This is a genomic window from Robertmurraya sp. GLU-23 (genome assembly GCF_052983275.1).
Genome location: NZ_JBRKCV010000012.1, coordinates 1 through 21,231, shown reverse-complemented (window position 1 = coordinate 21,231; position 21,231 = coordinate 1). Strand labels below are relative to the sequence as shown.

24 protein-coding genes are annotated in these 21,231 nt (G+C 36.5%); 10 read left to right on the top strand and 14 right to left on the bottom strand.

Annotated features, from left to right (window positions below; translation table 11 throughout):
• Positions 1–3: 3 nt before the first annotated feature.
• The 5 genes from ACVBAX_RS17315 to ACVBAX_RS17295 all read right to left on the bottom strand — a co-directional run bounded on the left by ACVBAX_RS17315 (position 4) and on the right by ACVBAX_RS17295 (position 5,611).
• The gene (locus ACVBAX_RS17315) at positions 4–1,047 is read right to left on the bottom strand and encodes a glycosyltransferase family 2 protein (protein ID WP_447118135.1); all 1,044 of its coding nucleotides are present in this window, start codon (positions 1,045–1,047) and stop codon (positions 4–6) included.
• Between the two features lie 21 nt (positions 1,048–1,068).
• Positions 1,069–2,742, bottom strand: a complete 1,674-nt coding sequence (locus ACVBAX_RS17310; RefSeq protein ID WP_447118134.1) for a DUF6044 family protein — start codon at positions 2,740–2,742, stop codon at positions 1,069–1,071.
• A gap of 109 nt (positions 2,743–2,851) precedes the next feature.
• The gene (locus ACVBAX_RS17305; protein ID WP_447118230.1) at positions 2,852–3,544 is read right to left on the bottom strand and encodes a CAP domain-containing protein; all 693 of its coding nucleotides are present in this window, start codon (positions 3,542–3,544) and stop codon (positions 2,852–2,854) included.
• 505 nt (positions 3,545–4,049) lie between these two features.
• Positions 4,050–5,084 carry a low-specificity L-threonine aldolase gene (gene ltaE, locus ACVBAX_RS17300; RefSeq protein ID WP_447118133.1) on the bottom strand — a complete coding sequence of 345 codons (1,035 nt, stop codon included), beginning with the start codon at positions 5,082–5,084 and terminating at the stop codon, positions 4,050–4,052.
• Positions 5,085–5,191: 107 nt separating this feature from the next.
• A complete protein-coding gene (locus ACVBAX_RS17295; protein WP_447118132.1) occupies positions 5,192–5,611 on the bottom strand; it encodes a hypothetical protein in 420 nt (139 codons plus the stop codon).
• A gap of 137 nt (positions 5,612–5,748) precedes the next feature.
• Here ACVBAX_RS17295 and ACVBAX_RS17290 point away from each other — a divergent pair, with 137 nt between their 5' ends.
• Positions 5,749–6,471 carry a hypothetical protein gene (locus ACVBAX_RS17290; protein WP_447118131.1) on the top strand — a complete coding sequence of 241 codons (723 nt, stop codon included), beginning with the start codon at positions 5,749–5,751 and terminating at the stop codon, positions 6,469–6,471.
• Between the two features lie 41 nt (positions 6,472–6,512).
• On the opposite strand, the gene ACVBAX_RS17285 is transcribed toward ACVBAX_RS17290, so the two are convergent.
• Positions 6,513–8,675 (bottom strand): PAS domain-containing protein, encoded by a 2,163-nt coding sequence (locus tag ACVBAX_RS17285; RefSeq protein WP_447118130.1) that lies wholly within the window; start codon positions 8,673–8,675, stop codon positions 6,513–6,515.
• A gap of 267 nt (positions 8,676–8,942) precedes the next feature.
• On the opposite strand from ACVBAX_RS17285, the gene yhfH reads away from it, so the two are divergent.
• The 3 genes from yhfH (at position 8,943) to ACVBAX_RS17270 (ending at position 12,132) form a co-directional block, all read left to right on the top strand.
• On the top strand, positions 8,943–9,080 hold the full coding sequence (yhfH, locus tag ACVBAX_RS17280) for a protein YhfH (RefSeq protein ID WP_430773408.1): 138 nt from the start codon (positions 8,943–8,945) through the stop codon (positions 9,078–9,080).
• A gap of 146 nt (positions 9,081–9,226) precedes the next feature.
• Positions 9,227–11,041 carry an oligoendopeptidase F gene (gene pepF, locus ACVBAX_RS17275; RefSeq protein WP_447118129.1) on the top strand — a complete coding sequence of 605 codons (1,815 nt, stop codon included), beginning with the start codon at positions 9,227–9,229 and terminating at the stop codon, positions 11,039–11,041.
• An 839-nt stretch (positions 11,042–11,880) separates the two neighbouring features.
• Positions 11,881–12,132, top strand: coding sequence for a transcriptional regulator SplA domain-containing protein (locus tag ACVBAX_RS17270; RefSeq protein ID WP_430773406.1), 252 nt, complete (start codon positions 11,881–11,883; stop codon positions 12,130–12,132).
• A 30-nt stretch (positions 12,133–12,162) separates the two neighbouring features.
• Here the strand turns inward: ACVBAX_RS17270 and ACVBAX_RS17265 are convergent, their stop codons facing one another.
• The 4 genes from ACVBAX_RS17265 to ACVBAX_RS17250 all read right to left on the bottom strand — a co-directional run bounded on the left by ACVBAX_RS17265 (position 12,163) and on the right by ACVBAX_RS17250 (position 13,730).
• Positions 12,163–12,450, bottom strand: coding sequence for a cold-inducible protein YdjO-related protein (locus tag ACVBAX_RS17265; protein WP_430773405.1), 288 nt, complete (start codon positions 12,448–12,450; stop codon positions 12,163–12,165).
• 36 nt (positions 12,451–12,486) lie between these two features.
• Positions 12,487–12,600, bottom strand: a complete 114-nt coding sequence (locus ACVBAX_RS17260) for a YjcZ family sporulation protein (protein WP_430773404.1) — start codon at positions 12,598–12,600, stop codon at positions 12,487–12,489.
• A 32-nt stretch (positions 12,601–12,632) separates the two neighbouring features.
• The gene (locus ACVBAX_RS17255; RefSeq protein WP_084361915.1) at positions 12,633–12,740 is read right to left on the bottom strand and encodes a YjcZ family sporulation protein; all 108 of its coding nucleotides are present in this window, start codon (positions 12,738–12,740) and stop codon (positions 12,633–12,635) included.
• Between the two features lie 141 nt (positions 12,741–12,881).
• Entirely contained in the window at positions 12,882–13,730 is an 849-nt protein-coding gene (locus ACVBAX_RS17250) for a formate/nitrite transporter family protein (protein WP_447118128.1), read from the bottom strand.
• 356 nt (positions 13,731–14,086) lie between these two features.
• Here ACVBAX_RS17250 and ACVBAX_RS17245 point away from each other — a divergent pair, with 356 nt between their 5' ends.
• Both ACVBAX_RS17245 and ACVBAX_RS17240 read left to right on the top strand, forming a co-directional pair.
• Positions 14,087–14,788 (top strand): Crp/Fnr family transcriptional regulator, encoded by a 702-nt coding sequence (locus ACVBAX_RS17245; RefSeq protein WP_447118126.1) that lies wholly within the window; start codon positions 14,087–14,089, stop codon positions 14,786–14,788.
• Between the two features lie 178 nt (positions 14,789–14,966).
• Entirely contained in the window at positions 14,967–16,451 is a 1,485-nt protein-coding gene (locus ACVBAX_RS17240; RefSeq protein WP_447118125.1) for an aldehyde dehydrogenase family protein, read from the top strand.
• A 50-nt stretch (positions 16,452–16,501) separates the two neighbouring features.
• On the opposite strand, the gene ACVBAX_RS17235 is transcribed toward ACVBAX_RS17240, so the two are convergent.
• Positions 16,502–16,603, bottom strand: a complete 102-nt coding sequence (locus tag ACVBAX_RS17235) for a YjcZ family sporulation protein (protein ID WP_119708667.1) — start codon at positions 16,601–16,603, stop codon at positions 16,502–16,504.
• A gap of 161 nt (positions 16,604–16,764) precedes the next feature.
• Between ACVBAX_RS17235 and ACVBAX_RS17230 the strand changes: the two genes are divergently transcribed.
• Positions 16,765–17,367 (top strand): SCO family protein, encoded by a 603-nt coding sequence (locus ACVBAX_RS17230; RefSeq protein ID WP_447118124.1) that lies wholly within the window; start codon positions 16,765–16,767, stop codon positions 17,365–17,367.
• A gap of 30 nt (positions 17,368–17,397) precedes the next feature.
• Here ACVBAX_RS17230 and ACVBAX_RS17225 read toward each other — a convergent pair whose 3' ends face one another.
• Positions 17,398–17,532 (bottom strand): hypothetical protein, encoded by a 135-nt coding sequence (locus tag ACVBAX_RS17225; RefSeq protein WP_340904102.1) that lies wholly within the window; start codon positions 17,530–17,532, stop codon positions 17,398–17,400.
• Positions 17,533–17,741: 209 nt separating this feature from the next.
• Here ACVBAX_RS17225 and ACVBAX_RS17220 point away from each other — a divergent pair, with 209 nt between their 5' ends.
• Complete coding sequence (locus ACVBAX_RS17220; protein ID WP_430773398.1) at positions 17,742–19,361, top strand: ABC-F family ATP-binding cassette domain-containing protein; 1,620 nt, start codon at positions 17,742–17,744, stop codon at positions 19,359–19,361.
• Between the two features lie 28 nt (positions 19,362–19,389).
• Here ACVBAX_RS17220 and ACVBAX_RS17215 read toward each other — a convergent pair whose 3' ends face one another.
• Complete coding sequence (locus ACVBAX_RS17215; RefSeq protein ID WP_447118123.1) at positions 19,390–19,521, bottom strand: YuzL family protein; 132 nt, start codon at positions 19,519–19,521, stop codon at positions 19,390–19,392.
• 146 nt (positions 19,522–19,667) lie between these two features.
• On the opposite strand from ACVBAX_RS17215, the gene modA reads away from it, so the two are divergent.
• Together modA and modB are read left to right on the top strand one after the other, a co-directional pair.
• A complete protein-coding gene (modA, locus tag ACVBAX_RS17210; RefSeq protein WP_447118122.1) occupies positions 19,668–20,438 on the top strand; it encodes a molybdate ABC transporter substrate-binding protein in 771 nt (256 codons plus the stop codon).
• Positions 20,439–20,442: 4 nt separating this feature from the next.
• A complete protein-coding gene (gene modB, locus ACVBAX_RS17205) occupies positions 20,443–21,096 on the top strand; it encodes a molybdate ABC transporter permease subunit (RefSeq protein ID WP_447118121.1) in 654 nt (217 codons plus the stop codon).
• 55 nt (positions 21,097–21,151) lie between these two features.
• Here the strand turns inward: modB and ACVBAX_RS17200 are convergent.
• A partial coding sequence (locus tag ACVBAX_RS17200; RefSeq protein WP_447117691.1) for an IS3 family transposase occupies positions 21,152–21,231 on the bottom strand: 80 nt, incomplete at its 5' end.

Here is a 21,231-nt window from a genome sequence, read left to right as displayed (position 1 = left end):
GGTTTAATTGTTATATTCAGTTAGGCTATGGATTGGCATATGGTCATCCTTGAACAACTCTTGATCCTCTTCAAGCGCAAAGTTTCGTCCGAGTGGCAACTTAAACATATCAATATCAACGATGTATTTTGGACGTCGTTTGGACTCTTTGTATATTTTTCCGATATATTCCCCGATTAATCCAATTGCGATTAATTGAAGACCACCAATCAGCCAAATAGATGTGATAAGGGAAGTCCAGCCAAGCTCTGTATTTCCAAAAAACTTTAAACTTAGAAAATAAAGGGCAAAGAAAAGACTGATAAAAAAAGATACTAAACCTCCCACGAGGACTAACCGAATCGGAGTAACTGAAAAGGAAGTAATTCCATTAAATGCAAACGAAAGCATTTTACGCAAAGGATATTTACTCTCACCTGCTGTTCGTTCTTTTCTTTCATAATATACCTTTGTAGATTGAAAACCAAGAAGGGGAATAATTCCTCTTAAAAACATATTCACTTCTTCAAATCCTTGAAGGTACTCTGCTGCACGCTTGCTTAATAAACGATAGTCCGCATGATTATAAATAAGCTCTACTCCCATTTTGTTCATTAGCTTATAAAATGATTCAGCAGTAAATCGTTTAAAGAATGTATCTGCATCACGCTTCTCCCTTACACCGTAGATAACTTCATATCCCATCTGATATTTCTCAATAAACTCCCGCATAACATAAATATCGTCCTGTAAATCTGCATCAATCGTAATAATAGCATCCGATGAATCTGTTGCTATGTGTATTCCTGCTAATATGGCATTTTGATGCCCTACATTTCTAGACAGCTTCACTCCCTTAATCTTTCCGTTTTTTAACGTTTCTTTATATATTAGTTTCCATGTTTGGTCTATACTACCGTCATCTACAAACAGTATCTTACTCTTTGAAGAGACTAGTCCATCATCAATCATACTAGTCAACAAGTTCGATAACTCAGAAAAGGTTTTGTGTAATATTTCTTCTTCATTGTAACAAGGTACAACAATCGTTACGTTTGTTGAATTCAAAGTATTGCTCCTCCTAGCTGTTTAATATAATTTGTATAGATAAATGGTCCAAGCAGAGCTTTCAGATTGAAATACTTTTTCAAGTTGTAATTCGTTTTCATCCGCATTCTTAATAGGCATTGCTGAAAATACATACTCCCCACCTAATTCCTTTAATTTAGATGACTGCAGCTGCAGATTTTTGAGAGTTTTAGATGAATTCTTTTTGACCATATAATGCTTTCCAATTTGGGCAGTAAAAATATAGCATCTCCCCCCCCATTCATCGAAATACCTTTTGATTTTTTTATTTTTCCTTAATTCCTTTTCAATAATGGTTCGAAATTGATGCTTATATGTTAAAGGATAGAAGTTATTATACGTATCAAGTGTGTAGAAACCGTTATACTGTGCGATTGCTGGGTGAATACCGATACTTACCACACGATAGTCGGTTACTGGTCTTCCAATAAACGTTTTTATGTTGGCAAATTGTTCGGTGGCGTAAAATTGTTTTACGGTTGGCTTTCGATAATTAATGATCTCTTCATTAAAAGCAAATAACAGCAGGATCTGCGCAACAAGGATGTATCGAATATATCCGTTTTTTTGAATGTATGTCTTAATAATAGACAAGGCTTGTGCGAAATTGATATAAATAATAAGCGGTCTAAGAAAGTGAAACCTCGCGAAATTAAACGTATTCAAAAAATGAAATCTTTCTACGATTGGAGCCCACCCTTCATAAAACCAAAATGCATACCAAAGGGATAAGAAAAAGTTTAAAACGAATAAGGTAAGATACACTTTATGAACTTTCCAACTCTTATTTTTTAATATTAAAAAAAGAGCAATTAAGAGAATCGGAAGGATGACTAAACCATGAACAGTCATCACATGTGTATGTCCTAGGATGAAATTCTTAAAGGTTAAGCGAATCACGCGCCATAATGGAAGCGTGGCATGAATATATTCATCTCGACTGTTTGGTTCACTGGCCACGAGGAAGGAACTAACCAGACGATATTCTACGAGCAAAAAAACCACTGTCATATACACGATAGAAAGAAGAAAGCGTATTTGAAGTTTTTTTCTCGTTAAAAGCTCGTAAAACCAAAAGATGCCCACCGCTACCAAAAAGAAGAAAAAACCTAGTACAAAGCTAGAGTAGAAAGGTAAAAAAGTAAAAATGATTACGTTACTCCAAGTTTTCTTTCCCCTACGAACATTAAGCAATGCCCAAAAGGCCAAAGGCATACCAAGTGTACTTAACATCCCTGATGGCCAAAAGGGAGTTAACGCAAACGCTAAAGCGACACCTATACGAATCAGCGTTTCAGGGCTCCTGGTCACAAAGTAATCCCGAAGCAATAAGTACATACCAAGAAAAGCAAAAAAACGAGTGATCGCTTGGCTAATGGCATACGCTGTCATCGTTGGAAGAAAATGATGAAGCCAAACGATTCCACTAAATTCAGTTCCAAATGCATTTCTAGGCAGACCGTTTATGACTTGTGGGATTACAGCATCAATCCCTCCAAATAGTTCGCCACTCCGGGAAAGAACTTTATACCAAGCAAGATTCGAATCCAAGTTATCATGAACTCGTATATGTGCATTTTCTCCTAATACAAATAAAGGCAGTAAGTACACAGCTATTACTACTAATGCGAACACGAACATTTTCCGCTCAAAAACAGTTGAAGATTTGAACAAACTAGCCACCTCATTCAATAAAGCTCCATTTCTAACTTTTGCATTATTACCGTAATTATTCCATTTTGTTTTTCAAACTAAAAAAGCCCCCAAGATGGGAGCTTTTTTACTATTTCTTTATAAACATTTGGGTCCAGTGATTTCCAGCTTCGACATAACCAACACCAATATGTGAATAGTTACCACTTAAAATGTTTTTACGGTGTCCTTCACTATTCATCCATGCTTGGACAACTTCCTCAGGAGTTCTCTGTCCCTTTGCAATGTTCTCTCCAGCACTTTGATACGTAATTCCGAAATCACGCATCATATCAAATGGAGAGCCGTAGGTCGGACTGGTATGTGAGAAATATCCTTTTTGTTGCATATCACGTGATTTCTCACGAGCTACGTTACTTAGCTTAGTATCTGCTTGAAGCGCAGGTAAACCAGCTTTTTTACGTTCCGCATTCGTTAACTCAATTACTCGCGATTCAATCGAGCTAATGGAACCAGCAGCAGGTGTAGTTTTTGGTGCTGGAGCTGGGGTAGCAGGAGCTGCTTGGTTTTGATTTTGTGTTGGCGCTTGTTGCGGCTGTGTCGCCTTCGGCTGTTGTTGTGTAGGTTGTTGCTGTCCAGCTTGACCAGTAACAATCTTCCATTGACCTTGCTTGATAATCTGGCTATGAGGATATTTACCACTTGGTGTACTTGTACTATAAGCATTTGGGTCAATTGTGATAACACCCGTTTTAATTTTTAATATGTCACCGTTATGTGCTAATGCTTTGGATTTGCCTTGTTCGTTTTGCGACCCGTTCATCCCAGCGGCTCCGGAGCCTCGATTCTCTCCTCGGCCTTTTTTCACATACCGATAATCATCGGTTGGGGACGGATTAGTTCCCACATCTGTACGGCCAATCTCTCTTCCGCCTCGGTAATCAGAGTCCATATGATATTGATGATCTCCTCGACCTAAACGAACAAGAGGATTCATATCGGTATTATTCACTCGTTGAGTTCTGTTTGTTGTATATCTTGATGCTTGGTCACTTGTAAATCCTACATCTGAAGTACCGGTCGTGCGGTTATTAGTATCTTCGGCTGCATTGTTGTTACAAGCAGTAAGCAACATTAAAGAAAAACCTACAGAAATTAGACGCTTGTTCAATGTAAACCCCTCCTTTTAGTAAATAAGTGTTACATATGTATTGTTTCTTCTTTCGAGACAAAACATAGATGGGAAAAATCGAGAATAAAAATGGCATAAACAAGGAAAAATGACATAAAAAAAAGATAGCCTTATTAAAGGCTATCTCAGGTGTCTTTTATTTTGATGGTACAGCTGATATCTTTGCAACCAGATCAATAGTACGTTCGATATCCAGTTTGTTCACTTGATGATGAGTAGTAAACCTAACAGAGGTTGGTCCAAAGGTGACAGCTAGCACTCCCTGTTTTTCTAATTCATTTACAAATGTTTGAGAGCTCATTTGTAAATTTGCTACATCAACAACCACAATATTTGTTTCTACTTCATTGACCACTTGTATCCCCTTTATATTCTTTAGGGCATCAGAAAAGCCCCTAGCTAACTGATGGTCTTCAATTAACCTTTCTCTCATAGTCGTTAAAGCTACATACGCTGGTGCCGCAATCAGCCCAGCCTGCCGTAATCCTCCACCTAATCTTTTTCTCCACTTTCTTGCTTTGACAATAAAATCTTTATCTCCAGCCAAGATGGAACCAACAGGTGCGCCAAGCCCTTTTGATAAACATACTTGTACAGTATCACAGTACTGTGTAAAATCAGTTACAGAAACACCTAAAGCTGCAGCTGCATTAAACAACCTAGCTCCATCCACATGTACAGGTACATGATTTTCTACTCCTATTTCATAGATCTGTTTCATGTTTTCAACAGGAACGACCGCACCACCTGCGCGATTATGTGTATTTTCCAAGCAAATTAAGCCCGTATCCGGAAAATGAATGTCCTCGGGACGAATAGCCGAACGTACTAATTGTGGATCCATCGCTCCTCTAGAGCCTTGTATCGTTCTAGTTTGCACTCCAGCTAACGCGGACACCGCACCTGACTCATAATAAAAAATATGTGATTCTGCTTCTAGTAAAAGCTCTTGTCCCGGACGGCAATGGGTTAGAACAGCAATTTGGTTCCCTTGTGTCCCACTTGTTACGAATAGTGCCGCTTCCTTACCAAGAATGGCAGCAGCTTCCTCTTCTAATTTATTAACAGCTGGATCCTCTCCATACACATCGTCACCAACCTCTGCATTAAAAGCAGCCTCTCTCATTTCCTTTGTCGGTTTTGTCACTGTATCACTTCGTAAATCAATCACTATGTTTACACTTCCTTTTATTTCGTATCTCTAAATTATAAAACTTGATCCACCATTTTTGTATAAAAAAAACCAGATCTTAAAAAAGTTCTGGTTATGACTAAGATTTAATGACAGTTTTTTGGGTTAATGTCCTGAAATAAAGTAGCGAAGGTGGACTTATAATTCTTCGTTATCGTTAATAATTCATTCTCTCCATAAGCTTGACAATAATGAATAAAATCATCTAGTTCATAATAGATGTTTTCAACCACCTGTAATGGCAGGGAAATTGTAGTCAACTGCTCTCCTTCGTCAGCTTCTGGAACACACATTAAAAACTTGTGGTATAGAAAGTCAAAAAACTGTAACTCATGATGAAGATGCTCCCTCTCCACATCATCAAGACCCTCGTTTTCTTCCACCTCATAACCACGCCAATGCAAGTGAAAGGAAGAAAAATGAATCCAAAACATTAATATCTCCGAGTTAATCATTAGCTTAATATCATTCGTTTCAACAGAAGAATCTAAAGAAAATAACTCCATAAAAAATGCCCCCTCATTTTAAAGACATTTTAACTTCACAGTTTTGCAGAACGCCTATAAACAAATAACCGATACTCATCATAACATAAAGGAAGGGTTCCACCTATTTACTTTTAATTCCATAAAGGAGAGATTTGATGACGCTTAAAAATCAAAATCCGTTAATACTTTCCAACCAAGGAGAACCAAACTCCAATCAGACTGTATTCCGCTATTCCTACTTTGAAGACGTCCTGCAAAACCAAAAAATAACTAACTCTACTTTATCTCAATCCATTGAATCATTTCATAGCACGCTTAGTGAAACCACCTCCTCTCATCAGATAAAATTTAATGAGTTATTACAAGAAATCAGCCGATCAGAACAATCTTTACGGGACATTGCATCAATAATGATTGAACAAAGTAAAACAAATCAAAAAATTCTTGAGAGACTCGATAAGCTTGAAAAAGAAAATGAACTTGTCCTTAATGAAATTACAAAAGAAGGGCTTATGCACGAAGCAATGGTGGATCAACTGTCTTTACAAGATCAACGTTTACTCGAGATTAGTTCAACTCTGTCTGCACACGAACAACAAACAGTTGAGTTAACAAAACAACTACATGTACATGAAAATATGTACGAAGAGATTTCAGAAAAAATGGGATTACAAGAGGTATTTCATCAAACAGTGATGGAAAGGTTAGACCATCAAGAGGCCATGTCGGAAAAAATTCAAAGACAACTCGATCATTTAAAGACTGCCATTTATGAGAGAGCCTCACACTTGGCAGAAACAATTGAGACGAACATTAGCAAAGTTACAAAACCCGTTCATCGATTTTTTGTACAAAAAGTAAAAAGTGAGCAAAAATAATAAAGAAAAAAACCCCAGTTTAAAATGACTGGGGTTAAAGCTTAAGCAGTTTTTGCAGGTAATATGATATTAAAGGTGGTGCCTTTGTTTATTTCACTTTCTATATATACTTTCCCTTGGTGGCTCTCAATGATTTTAAAGCTAACCATTAACCCAAGACCGTTGCCTTCCTTTTTGGTTGTATAGAACGGTTCACCAATCCTTTTCAGCTTATCCTCTGGTATCCCAACTCCCGTATCTTGAATTGAGATTTGTACTTGGCTACCCTCGACACTTACTTTAACGGTTAGTTCCCCACCATTTGGCATAGCCTCAATACCGTTCTTTACAAAGTTTAGAAACACCTGTTTTAGTCTATCCTCATCACACTCAATTTGAATGATTTCCTCGTTTGCTTCAAAACTCATTTTTACATTCTTTTTTCGTGCTTCGAATTCTAATAGTGAAAATACATTTTTTATAATCGTGATGATATTTTTTTCTTCAAGTTCTACAGCCTTAGGCTTGGCAAGAACCATAAAATCCTCAACAATCGTATTTACTCGGCCAATCTCATCAAGAATGATCTCAATAAACTCTCTTCTTTGTGGATCGGTTTCATCCTCTAGTAAAAACTCTCCATATCCCTTCATAGAAGTAAGCGGGTTTCTTATTTCATGGGCAACCCCAGCAGCTAACTGACCGACAGCAGCGAGCTTATCCTGACGATGAAGTGTTTCTTCTGTTTTCTTTCTTTCAGTAATATCATTTCTTATAGCAAGATATTGATACGGTTTCCCTTTTTCATTCATAAACGGAATGATGGTTGTATCTACCCAATAATATGTTCCGTCCTTTGCTTTGTTTCTTATTTCACCTTTCCAAACATGTCCGTTCCCTATTGTGCTCCACAACTCCTTAAAGAAAGCTTTGGAATGTAACCCAGAATTTAAAATTCTGTGATCTTCCCCAATAAGCTCTTCACGTGTGTATTTAGAAATCTCACAAAATTTATCATTCACTTTTGTAATTTTTCCCTTTTCATCCGTAAAAGCAACAATGGAAGATTGATCTAAAGCAAAATTTATGTCGTTGACTTCTTTTAACGAATCTTTTAATTTCTCTTCTGCTAATTTTCTATTGGTGATATCATGTCGAATCGCGACATATTGATACGGTTTGCCATTTTTCCCTAGAAACGGAACAATGGTCGTATCCACCCAATAGAAACTTCCATCCTTCGCTCTATTTTGAATTTCACCTTTCCAAACTCTCCCTGAGCTAATCTCTTTCCAGAGTTGTTGGAAATAACTACGTGGATGGTAACCTGAATTTAATATCCGATGATCCATACCGAGAAGCTCTTCTCTTTGATACTTAGAGATTTCAACAAATTTGTCATTAACAAAGGTAATTTTCCCTTTTGGATCTGTAATAGCAACAATGGAAGACTCGTCTAATGCAGCTGTGATATCTTTAAGATTTGTGTCAGTAATAACCAACTTTCTGCTGATAAACGCTGAAGATGAAATTAACCCTATTAAGATGACTATCGATAAGAAGAGTACAAAATAAATGAATAACCTTTCATCGTACATATTCTCTAATTGATCAGTATTCTTAAACCTAATAATTTCAGCTGATTTTACAAGTAAAAAATGCCCTTCCACAATAGCTATCGTTAATACTAAAGCTGCTAAAGGCTTCATCCATATACGATGACTTACTGAAAAGTTTTTAGCAAAAAACAGCATCCAAAATACAAACCAAAAAGAAGCACACATTAAAATAAGAGCAACGACAAGGATAAGAGGATTATAAGAAAAAACGATTTCCAGTCCTAGCATCCCAACCATATGAACGAACAAAACTGCACAAGTCATAAAAATACTTCCTAATATCAGGCTCGTTTTATGGAAGTGCTGTGTTGTAACAGTATAAAACGCAAGCCCTACAAAGCTAATACCAATTATCAGTGATAACAAAAGTAATGGAATACGATAATGAAAGGAAGCTGCTCCATCTATAGTAAGCATTCCAATAAAATTCATTAACCAAATACCAACACCCATTGATAAGGTACCGGCTATTAATAAAAACCTCCTATTTCGTTCAGAGGAATGCAGCATTGCAACAAGGTTCATTGAAGTATAGGAAGCCATTATCGTTAAAATAAATGCAGAAAAAATTAAAATAGGATTGTACGATCCAATAATTTCTTGCATAAAAGAGATGCCTCCTTTTTTAAAACAGTTTATATCTACTTGATTTTAATGGATAGATACCGTTTATAAAAGAAAAAGTTTTGTTTTTTGTCACAATTATTTTCTTTTGTTTTCTCACCGAAAATGATATTTTAGTACACTTCGCTTATTTATAAAAATATTTTGAATTTTTTACGAAAAGGGTCTACACATTTTAAACATCCTCGTGTATACTGTACTATAACAATAGGTAATATAAAATTCTGTATTATATAAGGAGGAGTAAAAATGTTAATTAGTCCAGTTGAGTTTTTCCGTACATTACCCAAAAAGGTTTGTCCCGAGTGTGGTCAACAAGTACATGAACAGGCTGAATCGTACATCCTGGAATGTGACAGATGCCTTTCAAAGAAAATGGAAGAGTAACAGTAACTGAGCACGGTGAGATCAAATGATCTCACCGTTTTTTTTGTATTAATTTGTTAAAATATTTAGAAAAATCCTTCCGAATCATGTATACTAAAAATGTATATACTTAGGAATACGAAATACATAGTTAGGGGGAAAGGAAAATGGAGAAAACATCTCAAAAAAGGTATTTACGTGGGGAGGTACCCGAGCATTTAACATGGGACTTGAGTGATTTGTTTGCCTCTGAAGACGCATGGCAAGACCATCTCAAATTGGTGGAAAACGATCTTAGTCTGTTTGATGCTTTTAAAGGAAAAGTAACCGAAAACTCCGTTACGTTACTCGAATGTTTAGAACAACGTGAAAAGTTTACCCATAAATTAATAAAAATTTCTACTTTTGCTTCTTTAAAGCAATCTGAAGATGGAACAAATCCAATCAATCAGGCGAATGTTGGAAAGCTTTCATCGCTACTATCCAATATAAATTCATCATTATCCTTTATTGATTCAGAATTATTAAAACTTGACGAAGTGACCCTTTCACAATTCGTACAAGAACAACCGAATCTCCTTCCTTTTCAGAGTATGCTAAATGATTTACTTGAGACAAAAAAGTATCGTTTATCCCCCGAAACTGAACAAGTACTTGCTGCTCTTGGAGAAGTTTACGGAGCACCTTACCAAATTTATCAAACAAGTAAATCTGCCGACATGACTTTTTCTTCGTTTTTAGACGCCGAAGGAAATGAGTTACCAAATAGCTTTGCTTTATTCGAAGACCGATACGAATTTTCACCAGATCCAATAGTGAGAAGAAATTCCTATGAATCATTTGTAACTACATTAAGCAAGTACAAAAATACGTACGCTACTGTGTATGCAACCGAAGTAAAAAAACAAGTCGCTTTGTCTAAATTACGGGGTTATGACTCTGTAACAGATATGCTTTTACATCCACAAAAAGTTGATAAAGTTACCTATGAGAATCAATTGAATGTTATTCAAAGGGAGCTTGCTCCGCATATGAGAAGGTTTGCTCAGTTAAAAAAGCGTGTTCTTGGGCTTGAAACGATGAGATTCTGTGATTTAAAGGCACCTTTAGATCCCTCTTTTAATCCATCTACGACCTATGAGGAAGCAAGCCAAGTGATTTTAGAGGCATTAAAAGTAATGGGACCTGAGTATAGTAGCATCATGAAAAAAGGATTAACGGAAAGATGGGTTGACTTAGCTGATAATGTTGGAAAATCAACCGGTGCATTCTGTTCTAGCCCTTACGGCTCCCACCCGTATATTCTTATAACATGGACAGACACCATGAGAGGTGCTTTTGTACTTGCCCATGAGCTTGGACACGCAGGACATTTTTATTTAGCAAACAAAAATCAACGAATTATGAATACTCGCCCATCCATGTATTTTATTGAAGCCCCCTCAACAATGAATGAAATGCTTTTGGGTGACTACTTACTCTCTCAAACGAATGATGTACAAATGAAGCGCTGGGTGGTATTACAATTGTTAGGAACGTATTATCATAACTTTGTTACACATCTTCTAGAGGGAGAATTCCAAAGAAGAGTTTATCTTTTAGCTGAGGAAGGTGTACCATTAACAGCTAAAACACTTTGCGAACAAAAAGCAAATGTGCTGACGGACTTCTGGGGTGATACAGTTGAGATCGATGAAGGTGCAAGTCTCACATGGATGAGACAGCCTCATTACTATATGGGACTATATCCATATACATATTCCGCTGGCTTAACTGCTTCAACTGCTATGGCTCAGTTAATAAAGGAAGAAGGTCAACCGGCTGTTGAGCGTTGGCTAGAGGTGTTAAAAGCTGGAGGGACTCTGCGTCCATTAGAGCTCCTAAAACATGCTGGAATTGACATGTCATCACCAGCCCCTATTGAGAAAGCCGTAAGCTACGTGGGGACATTAATTGATGAGCTAGAAGCAAGCTATCAATAATAAAAAGAGCACAGATTACTTTTACGTAGTCTGTGCTTTTCAGTGCAAATAAAAACTCTCTAGTTATAACTAGAGAGAAAGTCAACATCTTAGGGGACCCAACCATTTTTCACCAGCTTTGCTTCCGGTTTAGTTATTTTCCTACTTCAAATAACAAGGTTAAGCTTTTTTAAAACCTTTGCTGATGTGTGTTTGTTCCGTTTTAGGATTACGTTGGATGATCTCACACTCTTAGAGAGAAGTGAGAAGGTATTCCTTCCGAATAACAAACAGCCTTATTAAGTTTTAATTTTTAACTCTCATACACATAAAGGGAAGCTTTATTATCATTCTATAAAGGAAGTTGTAATTTCCATTACCAAATTTTCCGTTTTTGGTCAACTTTTTAACCCAAGGCTTTGGCTTCTTTTCCCTTTTTTTCTCGCAACTATTTTTTCTTAACACTATATCGCTGCAATACTTAAAATGAGAATTTCAGCTTCAGGTCTTTGCTACTTACTAAGTAGCTTTTTACTGAATAAGTAGTGATTAAAAAGTAGGGATTTCACATTTTACCTTTCTTTTACCGCTTCACAAATTATGTGTGAACTATATAGTTTACTCGTTCTCAATACACTTACTTACGGAACGAACACTATATGGTTGAGTCTCCTAAAATGTTAACTCCTTTCTTTTTTGAATTATTTTCTTTACACTCTTATTATATCACCTGAAAAAAGGAATACTCCCCAAAACTGTGATAGTTATGTGAACGTTTCCATTCCTTCAGAAAGAATAACACTTGAAATTGATGAGAACGATATATATATGCTCATCAACTAAAAGGAGGTAATCATGAGATGGAGATGATCAATCCAAAAGAGGTCAAAGTAGGAGATGAGGTGTTTGTGATCTATAATAACCCACATACTCCGACTGTATCTAATATAAGAGCTGCTGAAATCGTACAACATCCTCATAATCCTGATGCAGTAGCCTTATTTTTAAATGAGACCTTTCATGTAATTGAAGATGATGATGCCCTTTTTGCTTCTGAAACTGCTGCTGAACAAGCATTTAATGACCATTACTTTAATTCGGATACACACTAAAGAAGCAAGGCTACGCCTTGCTTCTAATCCCTAATTGATTTTGGGGAGCTCTCTAACTTCCATTGTTGTGTCATGTCCGCACAATGGACATTTTAAATCGGAGCTTGCAAACTCTTTTCTCATCCAACCAATACAATCGTTATCAGCACATGTATACACTTCAATATCCATTAAAATATCTTCTGGTTTTTCTTCTTGAGCTTTTCTGTTAAAGAACATAGCAATTGCCCCCATTCTAGAGATTCTTTCGTTCTTTTTATTTAGTATGTACAAATTATTATATTTTAAAAGTATTTTTTCCTGTGTATCCAAAAACAAACAACCTGCCCCTTCAAGCAGGTTGTTTCTATCTTCTTATAACCAAGAAGCTCCTACAATGATTAATAAGATAAATAATACGACGATTAACACGAATCCTCCGTATCCAGTGCCACATCCACCATAACCATATCCGTAGTTATAGCCCATAGCATTCAACCCCTTTAATTATCAATTACTAATTAATATCCCCATCCTACGTATGCTGCTCCCACAATAATCAATAGGATGAATAAAACGACGATCAAAGCAAATCCACCGCCGTAGCCGAATCCAGCTTCTGCGCTCATTACTTCCACCTCCCATGACATCTATCGGCAGTATATGTGTGCAAAAGTTGTCCTGTATGGGCGTTTTCACTAAATCATTTTTTTCATCATCAAAAAAACTCCTTGAGCTGTATCAAGGAGTGATTGCATACCATTAAATTCTTACATTTTCGCTACTCTTTTCTCTGAAACGGAAAAAGAAACCTCATTTTCTATTACTTTCTTTTCTTTAACAACAGGCTTTTTATTTAAATACACATAGAAAGCTCCGACAAAAATACTTCCTCCAATTAAATTTCCAAGGGTTACAGGTATGATGTTATGGATTGCTGACCAAATGGTAATCGTTTCTGGATGTGGAACCATTAGTGCAATACCAAATAGCGCCATATTTGCAATGCTGTGTTCATAGCCAGAGATAACAAAACCAAATACAAGTAAGAGGGTTAAAAGGAGTTTTGCTACGTCACCTTTTACATGCATTGGTAACCAAATGGCTAAACATACAAGCCAATTACAAAGAATCGCACGAAAAAAGATTTCTAATGTATGTCCGTGCATCTTATAACTTGCAACGTCCATCAAAAGTTCCGATTTGTCTGGTGATAAAAATAAACCTGATAGCATGATCAGAACAGAAAAAAACAATGTACCAGCTAAATTACCAAAGTAACAAGCCACCCAGACTTGGAACGTCTCATACCAGGTAGTTTCCTTTTTTAACGTTCCGATGGTCATTGTCATTGTGTTACTTGTAAACAACTCCGCCCCACCGTAAATAATCATTACGAGTGCAGTCCCAAAGAAAATAGCTACCAGCATCATGGCAGACGGAGACCCGGCATCAAAGAAAAATTCCCCCGTTTTATAAGATACCATGATTCCAAAACCAATATAGACCCCAGCAAGCATCGCCTTAATAAAGTAATGTAGTTTAGAAGACATCCACGTATCTCTTTTTTTCCTAGCGTTTAATGCCGCTTCCTCAATGGGTGTAAGCTCATTATACATGTTCAGGATCCTTTCTCTTTTCAAAATGTGAAAAACGTCACAATATTCACTGTCATTTTACCCCTCATTTTTGCTTTTGTTAATAGAAAAACTAATGAACGCTTCGTGACTCTTTATGAAGCGGTTACATAATTCTTATTTCATCATTAAAATATTGAAAACTAGGGTTTTCAATATAGGAATATTAAAAACCTCCCTTTCTCTCCTGTTACAAATATCACACTTATAAAGAAATTTTTAAATTAACCGTGATTTCTGTCACAAAACGTTAACTTTTTGTGAAGTAAACTATATTGACCAGATACATAACATTCTTTTAAATAAACTATATGGCCAGCGCTTAAAGGAGGATACGAATGGTGAAGCAAAAATATAAGGAAGAATTGTCCTACGAACTTGGCGAATTATTAAAATCGGCTGAACGAATTGTACCTATAAAAAAAGGAAGCTTTCTATTTAAAGAAGGACAAGAAGCCAGAGAAATGTATATTATCTTATCAGGTAAGGTTCAAATATCAAAAATGAACGCCGAAGGAAACGAACTGAGTTTAAGACTTTGTAAGCATAATGATATTGTAGGAGAATTAACCTTATTTACTGTAGATCCAAGGTATATATTTAATGCCAAAGTCATAGAAAATGGTGAAGCAGCAGCCATAAATATTGCTGCTCTTGAACAAGCATTTTTTAAAAATAGCGAGTTGGCATTTGAATTCCTAAGATGGATGAATGATCATATAAGAAAAACCATTACTAAGTTTCGTGATTTAGTGTTAAATGGAAAAAAAGGCGCACTCTATTCTACCATTATCAGATTATGTAACAGTTATGGGGTTTTAAGAGAAAATGGAATTGAAATATCGGTTCCATTAACCAATCAAGATCTAGCAAATTTCTGTGGTACAGCAAGAGAAAGCGTTAGTAGAATGCTGACTGAATTGAGGAAGAACCATACCATTTCTATTAGCAAAAAAATAATTACTGTTCATGACCTAAATTATTTAAAAAAAGAAATAGATTGTGAGAACTGTCCGATAGAATATTGTAATATTGATTAATCATAATCGCCTATATTAGGGCGATTATTTTATTTTTGTCGAAAAATCCTGTCAAATACTATCGGAATATTCACTATATTTATGATTGAAAAGTAGTTTTATAAAATGATAGTATTAACCATGTAAGCGTTGTCATAGTTTGGAAACTACTTAACCATTTAATAGCGGGAGGGAAACAATGAGTCAATTAACTGTTCAATTGCATGAAAAAGTAGAGAAGTTCCTATCAGGTAAAAAGAAGCTCTTTATTAATGGAGAATTCGTCGAGAGTCAAACTCAAAAAACATTCGAAACCTATAATCCTGCTACTGGCGAAGTGCTTGCAACTGTTTTTGAAGCCAATGAAGTAGATGTAGACCTTGCTGTGAAGGCAGCTAGAAAAGCTTTCGATGAAGGTCCTTGGTCTAAAATGGGTAGCGCTCAAAGAAGTAGATTAATGTATAAGCTTGCTGACCTAATGGAAGAAAATGCAGCTGAACTAGCTCAACTTGAAACATTGGACAACGGTAAACCAATAAAAGAAACAACAAATGCTGATATTCCTTTAGCTGTTGAACATATGCGATATTATGCTGGCTGGGCAACGAAAATCGTCGGGCAAACTATTCCGGTTAACGGGCCGTACTTTAACTATACTCGACACGAAGCGGTCGGTGTGGTTGGACAAATTATTCCTTGGAACTTCCCTCTTCTAATGGCCATGTGGAAGCTAGGTGCTGCACTAGCAACAGGATGTACAGTTGTACTAAAACCAGCTGAGCAAACACCTCTTTCTGCCTTGTACTTAGCTGAGTTAATTCAAGAGGCAGGTTTCCCTCCTGGTGTTGTCAATATCATTCCTGGATTCGGTGAAACCGCAGGTCAACCGCTTGTTGACCATCCACAGGTTGATAAAATTGCTTTCACCGGTTCAACTGAAATTGGGAAAATGATTATGGAGAGAGCAGCCAAAACGTTAAAGAGAGTAACCCTAGAACTTGGCGGAAAATCGCCAAACATCTTGCTCCCTGATGCTGACCTTTCAAAGGCAATTCCTGGAGCACTAAATGGGGTCATGTTTAACCAAGGTCAAGTGTGCTGTGCAGGTTCTCGTGTCTTTATTCAGAAAAAGCAATTTGATAATGTTGTTGCTGATATGGTTAGTCATGCGAAGAACATTAAGCAAGGAGCAGGTCTACACTCTGACACAGATATCGGACCTCTTGTTTCAAGTACACAACAAAAACGCGTTCTTGGGTATATTGAAAAAGGAATTGACGAAGGAGCCGAGCTATTAGTTGGTGGAAATAATCCATTTGAACAAGGATACTTTGTTTCACCAACGATCTTCGCCAATGTTAATGACCAAATGACGATCGCTAAAGAAGAAATATTTGGCCCTGTTATTTCTGCCCTTCCATATGAAGACTTAGATGAGCTTATAGCCCGTGCGAATCAAAGTGAATACGGCTTAGCTGCTGGGCTATGGACACGTGATGTAGCTCAAGCACACTACGTAGCCAACAATTTACGAGCTGGAACGGTTTGGGTGAACTGCTACAACGCATTTGATGCCGCTTCCCCGTTCGGTGGATATAAGCAATCCGGTCTTGGTCGTGAAATGGGCTCTTATGCACTTAACAACTATACTGAAGTTAAGAGTGTTTGGATCGGTATGAATTAATAAACACAAGAAAGCGAGAGGGTTTTCCCTCTCGCTTTTTTATAAACATATTAGTAGCCGTAGCCTCCACCGAAGAATCCTGCTCCAACAACGATTAGCAAGATAAACAGGACAACGATTAAAGCGAAGCCGCCTCCATAATTTCCACTCATGATAGTTAACCCTCCTCTATAGCCTTTTCACTTTTAGTGTATTCAGACGGGATGTCAACGGTATAGATGAATGTCCTATATGGGGTCAATTAAATAAGTTCACAATATGTCCATAGGATTTTCCCTGAAGATTCATTATCTTAAATAGAGGGGGTATGTTCATGAAGAAAATATATATGATTTGTTCAATTATAGTCATCGTTGGTATTACTGCTGGAATATCCTTTTTTTTAATTCGTGATGCCAATGCAACAATTCCTGATGATATCGTTTTGACGACAATGAACAATGAAAGCTTTGATTTTAGTAAAACCGAAAAAAAGATAAAACTGGTTGAATTCATGTATACGCATTGTCCTGATATTTGTCCCACCACAACATTGAAAATGAATCAATTAAAAAAGGATCTTGAAGAGGAAGGCGTATTCGGAGATAAGATTCAATTTCTAACCGTTAGTATTGATTCCTATCGTGATACACCGGAAGTGATGAAAAGTCACATGTCCCATTTTGAAATTAAAGACGATGGAAACTGGTTATTCTTAACTGGTGATCCCAGTAATATTAAGGAAGACCAAAAGGATATTGAACGGTTAGCAAATACCTTTCAGTTTCAATATAGAGATCCAGGTGATGGATTCTATGTACACTCTACTTTCGTTTTTCTTGTAGATGAAAACAATAAATTCATTAAGAAATTCCCTATGGGTGATGATTTTAATCGAGAAGATGTCTTTAATAAAATTATGAAGGAAATACAATAAAACGAGCGGCGTCAATAGCCGCTCGTTTTATTAATTTGTTGAAGAAGATAATTTTGCTTGTTGCTGCAGTAGGAGAATTGATTTTGGGCGAGGTTTTGAAAAGCTAACCTTAATTCCTGACCCCTTTAACCGATTAACTAAGTCTATTAATTGTTTTTTAGCCATATTAAAGACTCCTTTTCCGATCTGATTAGCTTTATTGTACATGATAAATATGAAAAAAATATGAAATTTCATCATTTTTTTCTATGAAAATAAAACTTTTATTTAAGCTTGATTTTTTTGGCAATGCTGAGGATATAGAAATTCATGCGAACAACCAGTAAAAAGTGTTATAATGAAAATTATTGTTTATTTTGTTTGGAGGAAAAGAAATGATTACAGTAACAGACGTAAGCCTACGATATGGTGACCGTAAACTATTTGAAGATGTAAATATTAAATTCACACCTGGTAATTGCTACGGATTAATTGGGGCAAATGGGGCAGGAAAATCAACATTTTTAAAAATCCTTTCTGGTGAAATAGAGTCACAAACCGGTCAAGTTTCCCTTGGACCTGGAGAAAGATTGGCGGTTTTAAAGCAAAACCACTATGAATTCGAAGAAGAAGAAGTAATGAAAGTAGTAATCATGGGACATAAGCGTCTATATGAAGTCATGCAAGAAAAAGACGCTATTTATATGAAGGCGGACTTTACAGATGAAGACGGAATGAAAGCTGCTGAGCTTGAAGGAGAATTTGCTGAGTTAAATGGTTGGGAAGCCGAATCAGAAGCTGCCATTTTATTAAAAGGGCTTGGAATCACTGAAGACCTTCACACAAAAAAAATGGCAGATATTTCAGGTTCTGATAAAGTAAAGGTACTTCTTGCGCAAGCTCTATTTGGTAAGCCTGATGTTCTTCTACTTGATGAGCCCACGAACCACTTAGACATAAAAGCAATCCAATGGTTAGAAGAATTTCTAATTAACTTTGAAAATACCGTTATTGTTGTATCCCATGATAGACATTTCCTTAATAAAGTATGTACGCATATTGCGGACTTAGACTTTTCAAAAATTCAAATCTACGTTGGAAACTACGATTTCTGGTATGAGTCAAGCCAGCTAGCACAGAGAATGGCTCAGGATCAAAATAAGAAAAAAGAAGAAAAAATCAAAGAACTTCAAGCATTTATCGCGAGATTTAGTGCTAACGCATCTAAATCAAAGCAAGCAACATCAAGAAAAAAATTACTTGATAAAATTTCTTTGGATGACATTCGTCCATCCTCTAGAAAATATCCATATGTTGGTTTTACTCCTGAAAGAGAAATAGGAAACGACCTGTTACGTGTTGAAGGAATAACAAAAACCATCGACGGAGAAAAAGTTTTAAACAATGTTAGTTTCGTAATGAATAAGGAAGATAAAATTGCACTTGTTGGAGCAAATGAACTTGCTAAAACAACCTTATTCAAGATTTTGACGGGCGAGATGGAAGCTGACAGTGGTACGTACAAATGGGGTGTCACTACTTCCCAGGCGTATTTCCCAAAAGACAACACTTCTTACTTTGAAGGAAGTGAGCTTAACCTGGTAGATTGGTTACGTCAGTTCTCCCCTGCTGATCAAAGTGAAAGCTTCCTTCGTGGCTTCTTAGGAAGAATGCTGTTCTCAGGAGAAGAAGTATTAAAGAAGGCGAGCGTTCTTTCCGGAGGAGAAAAGGTTCGCTGTATGCTATCCAAAATGATGCTAAGTGGTGCGAATGTCCTTCTATTAGATGAGCCAACAAACCACTTAGACTTAGAATCGATTACTGCGGTTAATAATGGGTTAATTAACTTTAAAGGCTCTCTTATGTTTGCATCTCATGACCATCAGTTCATTCAAACGATTGCCAACAGAATTATTGAGATTACTCCAAATGGTATCGTTGATAAGCAAATGACTTACGATGAATATCTTGAAAATAGTGAGATCCAAAAACAAGTAGAAGAAATGTATAAATAAAAATAAAAGAGAGCCAATTGGCTCTCTTTTATTGTCTTTTTGTTTTTCGTCTTGCACTATCTTTTTTTGTCCCAGCCATTTCATTCTCTGTTGTGCCTTGCCCTTCAACTTGCGGAGAACTTAATCCAACAGTAGAAGGATCTTTTTTTCTATTTGACATAATGAAAACACCTCCACATATATTTTTTTATATTTCGAAAGTTTTTATCCAAACCATAAAGCAATTTTTTTAATTATCACTGTCACAACTCTCTATTTTTCGCTATAATTTCTTGTATGCATAATATATAGGAGGCTTTTTAACTTTTGAGAAAAATAACCATTGCCATCCTCATTTCATGCTTGTTTAGCTTACTAAGTTCCTGCAGCCAGGAAAGTGAAGAACATATTCAAATGACGATCTCAGCTGCAGCAAGTATGAAAGATGTGTTAACTGAGCTTAAAGAACTATACGAACAAAATCATCAGGTTGACCTTCTGTTTAACTTTGGTGGTTCTGGAGCGTTAAAACAACAAATAATTCAAGGAGCACCTGTTGATCTATTTATTTCGGCATCAAAGGATCATGTTGATGAGTTAGTAGAAAAGGAACATATACTCACTAATTACTACTCTCCATTAGTAGCTAATTCCCTTGTTCTAATAGCGCCGAAGACTGATAACAGTATCCATTTGAGACTCTCTAATCTTCAAGGTCAGTCAATTGAAAAAATTGCTATTGGAATACCAGAAACGGTACCTGCCGGAAGTTATGCGAAGGAAGTATTGCTAAACGCTAAATTATGGAATCAAATTGAAAATAAATTAATATATACGAAAGATGTTTCTCAAGTGCTTACATATGTAGAAACGAAAAATGTGGATGCTGGAATAGTTTATAAAACTGATGCTTTAACATCAAAGAAAGTAGAAGTGACTGAAAACATAAATCCGTCTCTCCACTCCCCAATCATGTACTATTTTGGTGTTTTAGCAAATACAACCAACAGCAAAGAGAGTATATCCTTGTTTGAATTTCTACAATCACCCGCTGCACAACAAGTATTTAAAAAATATGGATTTAACGTATTGGATTGATTATATGAATTTACAATTTTGGTCACCAGTGCAACTATCCTTGACAGTTGCCTCTGTTTCACTACTTCTTGTGATTATTTCTGGCGTGTTCGTTTCTAGGATTATGTATCAATCTTCCTTTAAAGGTAAAACCATTATCGAAACAGCACTTCTTTTACCTATCGTTCTCCCCCCTACCGTTGTTGGATTTTTATTAATTATGATTTTTGGCGTTAATAGTCCTGTAGGGTATTTCATTGAACAAATTTTTAAGCAACCCGTTATGTTTACCTGGTGGGCAGCAGTAATCGCTTCAACAGTTGTTGCTTTCCCTCTTATGTATCAGTCTTGTAAGACCGGTTTTTTATCGGTAGATAGTGAAATAGAGGATGCGGCAAGAGTTGACGGTGCTGGAGAATGGAAGGTTTTTTTATTTATCGCTCTTCCTTTGAGTGTAAAAGCCATTGTTTCTGGTTCTATTCTTGCATTTGCCCGTGCCCTTGGTGAATTTGGAGCTACACTCATGTTCGCTGGAAACATTCCTGGAAAAACCCAAACCCTTCCAACAGCCATATATGTTGCCTTCGAGTCTGGTAATACTAGTCTCGCTTGGTCCTGGGTCCTTCTGATGATTTTTTTATCGTTTATTATGCTTTTTCTATCAAGCCATATAAAATAGCCATGAGAAATGAAGTGCCCCCCGTCAAGTAGACAGCGGAAATAAAAAAACGACACTAAGCGGCTTTAGCCCTGTATTCTAAGGGACTAAGGCCGTTTAGTCTTTTTTGTAATCTTTCATAATTATAAAATTTTA

Bases quoted from the DNA above. Each gene is read 5' to 3' on its own strand.
- ACVBAX_RS17215 (WP_447118123.1), bottom strand. From the start codon at position 19,521: ATGTCAAATAGAAAAAAAGATCCTTCTACTGTTGGATTAAGTTCTCCG.
- ACVBAX_RS17285 (WP_447118130.1), bottom strand. From the start codon at position 8,675: ATGCAAGAAATTATTGGATCGTACAATCCTATTTTAATTTTTTCTGCA.
- ACVBAX_RS17250 (WP_447118128.1), bottom strand. From the start codon at position 13,730: ATGTATAATGAGCTTACACCCATTGAGGAAGCGGCATTAAACGCTAGG.
- ACVBAX_RS17295 (WP_447118132.1), bottom strand. From the start codon at position 5,611: ATGGAGTTATTTTCTTTAGATTCTTCTGTTGAAACGAATGATATTAAG.
- ACVBAX_RS17240 (WP_447118125.1), top strand. From the start codon at position 14,967: ATGAGTCAATTAACTGTTCAATTGCATGAAAAAGTAGAGAAGTTCCTA.
- yhfH (WP_430773408.1), top strand. From the start codon at position 8,943: ATGTTAATTAGTCCAGTTGAGTTTTTCCGTACATTACCCAAAAAGGTT.
- ACVBAX_RS17270 (WP_430773406.1), top strand. From the start codon at position 11,881: ATGGAGATGATCAATCCAAAAGAGGTCAAAGTAGGAGATGAGGTGTTT.
- ACVBAX_RS17220 (WP_430773398.1), top strand. From the start codon at position 17,742: ATGATTACAGTAACAGACGTAAGCCTACGATATGGTGACCGTAAACTA.
- ACVBAX_RS17245 (WP_447118126.1), top strand. From the start codon at position 14,087: ATGGTGAAGCAAAAATATAAGGAAGAATTGTCCTACGAACTTGGCGAA.
- ACVBAX_RS17255 (WP_084361915.1), bottom strand. From the start codon at position 12,740: ATGAGCGCAGAAGCTGGATTCGGCTACGGCGGTGGATTTGCTTTGATC.
- ACVBAX_RS17225 (WP_340904102.1), bottom strand. From the start codon at position 17,532: ATGGCTAAAAAACAATTAATAGACTTAGTTAATCGGTTAAAGGGGTCA.
- ACVBAX_RS17230 (WP_447118124.1), top strand. From the start codon at position 16,765: ATGAAGAAAATATATATGATTTGTTCAATTATAGTCATCGTTGGTATT.
- ACVBAX_RS17235 (WP_119708667.1), bottom strand. From the start codon at position 16,603: ATGAGTGGAAATTATGGAGGCGGCTTCGCTTTAATCGTTGTCCTGTTT.
- pepF (WP_447118129.1), top strand. From the start codon at position 9,227: ATGGAGAAAACATCTCAAAAAAGGTATTTACGTGGGGAGGTACCCGAG.
- ACVBAX_RS17290 (WP_447118131.1), top strand. From the start codon at position 5,749: ATGACGCTTAAAAATCAAAATCCGTTAATACTTTCCAACCAAGGAGAA.
- ACVBAX_RS17305 (WP_447118230.1), bottom strand. From the start codon at position 3,544: ATGAACGGGTCGCAAAACGAACAAGGCAAATCCAAAGCATTAGCACAT.
- ACVBAX_RS17260 (WP_430773404.1), bottom strand. From the start codon at position 12,600: ATGGGCTATAACTACGGATATGGTTATGGTGGATGTGGCACTGGATAC.
- modB (WP_447118121.1), top strand. From the start codon at position 20,443: ATGAATTTACAATTTTGGTCACCAGTGCAACTATCCTTGACAGTTGCC.